This window comes from Sulfurimonas sp., from assembly GCF_027056685.1.
Taxonomy (GTDB): Bacteria; Campylobacterota; Campylobacteria; order Campylobacterales; family Sulfurimonadaceae; genus Sulfurimonas.
The window spans coordinates 1-2,909 of the sequence record NZ_JALUKE010000148.1 but is presented as its reverse complement, the minus strand read 5'-3'; the positions used below and the strand labels follow the sequence as shown (position 1 = coordinate 2,909).

Below are 2,909 nucleotides of genomic sequence, written 5' to 3'. Positions count from 1 at the left end.
ATATATGTGAGTGTAATGCAAATAGGCTATATCAATCAAATTAAAAGAAAGACACCGGTGTTATTAACAGCAAATAATTTTTTAAAAGCAGGTAATTACGCAGTTGCAAAAGAGAAACTCTCTATTGTAAATGTTTTTATTGAGTATCTTATTTTTATAGTCTGGATAGCATTTGGAATTGCTTGGTTACACTCTGCGTTTATGACAACTTCAAATGATGCTTTTATGAATGTTGAAATTGTTATGAGTTTTATTGTTATTAACTCTCTTATCTCTATGCCATTTTCATATTATGAAAAATTTGTACTTGATGAAGCCTTCGGTTTTAATAAATCAACTCTTACACAATGGATAAAAGATACACTTATCTCGTTTGTGATGACACTTCTTATTGGTTCTTTGGTGGTTTGGGGAATTTATGAGATTATTGAAAATTCTGCTCTTTGGTGGTTGTGGAGTTTTATGTTTATTTTTGCAATTGTTATTCTAATAAATATGCTCTATCCAACTTTTAGAGCGATGTTTTTTGATAAACTCACTCCTCTTGAAGATGAAGAGCTAGATAGTGAAATAAAAAGACTTATGGATGCAACAGGTTTTGTAAGTAGTGGTGTTTTTGTGAGTGATGCAAGTAAAAGAGATGGAAGACTCAATGCTTATTTTGGTGGTTTTGGAAAATCAAAGAGAGTTGTTCTTTTTGATACACTTCTTGAAAAATTAAGCACAAAAGAGTTATTAGCAGTTTTAGGACATGAGCTTGGACATTTCGCACATGGGGATGTTTTTAAAAATATCGCTTTAGTAGGTGGAATGCTTTTTGCAATGTTTGCTATTTTTGGTAACTTGCCAGATAGTCTCTATCTTGAGATGGGAATTGCAAAAGAGCCTTTTGTTATTATGATTTTACTTATGCTTTTTATGCCTGTGCTTGGTTTTATTATGATGCCTATTATGGGTGTAGTAAGCCGTAAAAATGAGTATGCAGCAGATAAAATGGGAAGTGAACTCGGTGGTGCAGCAGGAGAGATAGAGCTTGCTAATGCTTTGCAAAAATTAGTAGAAGAGAACAAAAGTTTTCCTCTTTCTCATCCTTTGTATATATTTTTCCATTACACTCATCCACCTGTAATTGAGAGACTTAAAGAACTTGGCGTAGATATTGGCTATGTTGAGAGAAGTGGTATTGAGGGTAGATGCGAAGTAGATATTTAGTAAAAGATTTACTTTTACAAGCAACGCAAATACTCTCAGATGCAGATATACAAAGAGCTTCACGAGAGGCACAACTTCTACTAATGGCACATTTAAAAGTAGATGAATTATGGCTTATAACGCATCAGAGTGCCAGTGTTGAAAATGTAGAGAAGTATTTGCAGTGGGTACAGAGGCGTGCTTTAAATGAGCCATTTGAGTATATTGTAAATAGAGTTAATTTTTATAGTGAAGAGTTTTATATTGATGAGGGTGCGCTTATTCCTCGTCCTGAGACAGAACTTCTTATAGATGAAGTGTTGAAAAATATTGATGATAAAGAGAGAGATATGCTCTTTGTTGAAGTTGGTGTTGGCAGTGGTATTATCTCTATAATGTTAGCAAAGCATCTTAAAAATGCAAAATTTATTGCTGTTGATATATCATCCGTTGCACTTGATGTTGCACGAAAAAATATAGAGATATTTGGATTTGAAAATAGAATTGAGTTGCGTTTAGGCTCTCTTTTAGAACCGATAGAGGAAAAAATTGATTATCTTGTATCCAATCCTCCCTATATTGAAGATGGAATAATCCTAGCATCAAACCTCTCTTATGAACCACAAAATGCACTTTTTGGTGGAAGTGTTGGCGATGAAATCATAAAACAACTTCTTGATGAAGTCTTAAAGAAGCAGATTAAGTTTTTTAGTTGTGAGATGGGTTATGACCAACAAGATAAAATACGAGAATATTTAAAAGATAAAAAGTATAGTAGTTTAGAATTTTACAAAGATTATAGCTCTTTTGATAGGGGCTTTACTCTTCAGAATAAAGGTTAGAAAATTGAAAAAAAATATATATTTAGATTTTGCATATTTTATTATTTTAGCAGCAACATTTGGTGCTGTTATTACTTTGGGTGCTATTGTGGCGCCAGTTATTTTTCATACAGATAAAATTACTGTAAATCTGCTCATAGATAACTATAATGCAGGTATTATTATGGGAGAAATTTTTCGTCGTTTTTCTTACTGGGTCTATTTTATGGTGATTTATGTTCTCTTCTATGAGGCAATGGTTTATAAAAGAGGACAACGAGATGCCATTAGTTTTGCTAGTGCTGTGATTGTCATTTTTTCTGGTTTACTCTTTAGTGCTATTTATGTCCCAAAAATTCTTTCAATGCAGGCACTTGGAGCAGAGGCTACACAGAGTGATACATTTGAAAATATTCATATAGCGAGTGAAATAGATTTCAAAATTTTAGCAGTTGCTCTTCTTGTTTTATTTGTAAGACGACTGATGATTTTACGAGTCCCCTCAAAATAGATAAAATATCTGCTTCTTAACACAAAATTAACACTCTTTTGCTATTATCTATCTACTAAAATTCAAGGTAGATAGATGTCCCTTTTTAAAATTTTTACTCTTTTTGTTTTTTTAACTATTTCGCTTTTTGCATATCCCTCTTATTCTTTAGCTGTTAAAGAGAAAAAACTCTACCCTATGGGTGAAAAGATTTATAAGAAAAAGTGTCCACAACTCAATCTTGAGAAGTATAAAAGTTTTGATGCCCTGCAAAATGATGTTGTTAATAAACATATCTGCTCAAAGCTCCCTTCAAAATACAGTGATGCTCTTTTACTCTATCTTTGGGAAGTCAAAAAAGAAAATACGCATACAAAACATTATGCAAGACTTAGAGTAACAAAAAC

3 protein-coding genes and 1 pseudogene are annotated in these 2,909 nt (G+C 32.4%); all 4 read left to right on the top strand.

All coding sequences use genetic code 11. The annotated features are described in order from the left end of the window. The coding region (locus tag MVY38_RS06470; RefSeq protein WP_297484507.1) for a M48 family metallopeptidase at positions 1–1,212 on the top strand (1,212 nt) is incomplete at its 5' end. After that, entirely contained in the window at positions 1,194–2,033 is an 840-nt protein-coding gene (gene prmC / locus MVY38_RS06465; protein ID WP_297484505.1) for a peptide chain release factor N(5)-glutamine methyltransferase, read from the top strand. The genes MVY38_RS06470 and prmC, both read left to right, overlap by 19 nt. A 4-nt stretch (positions 2,034–2,037) precedes the next feature. Further along, the gene (locus tag MVY38_RS06460) at positions 2,038–2,523 is read left to right on the top strand and encodes a DUF4149 domain-containing protein (RefSeq protein WP_297484504.1); all 486 of its coding nucleotides are present in this window, start codon (positions 2,038–2,040) and stop codon (positions 2,521–2,523) included. A 75-nt stretch (positions 2,524–2,598) separates the two neighbouring features. Next, a pseudogene (locus tag MVY38_RS06455) lies at positions 2,599–2,909 on the top strand (hypothetical protein); the annotation flags it as partial.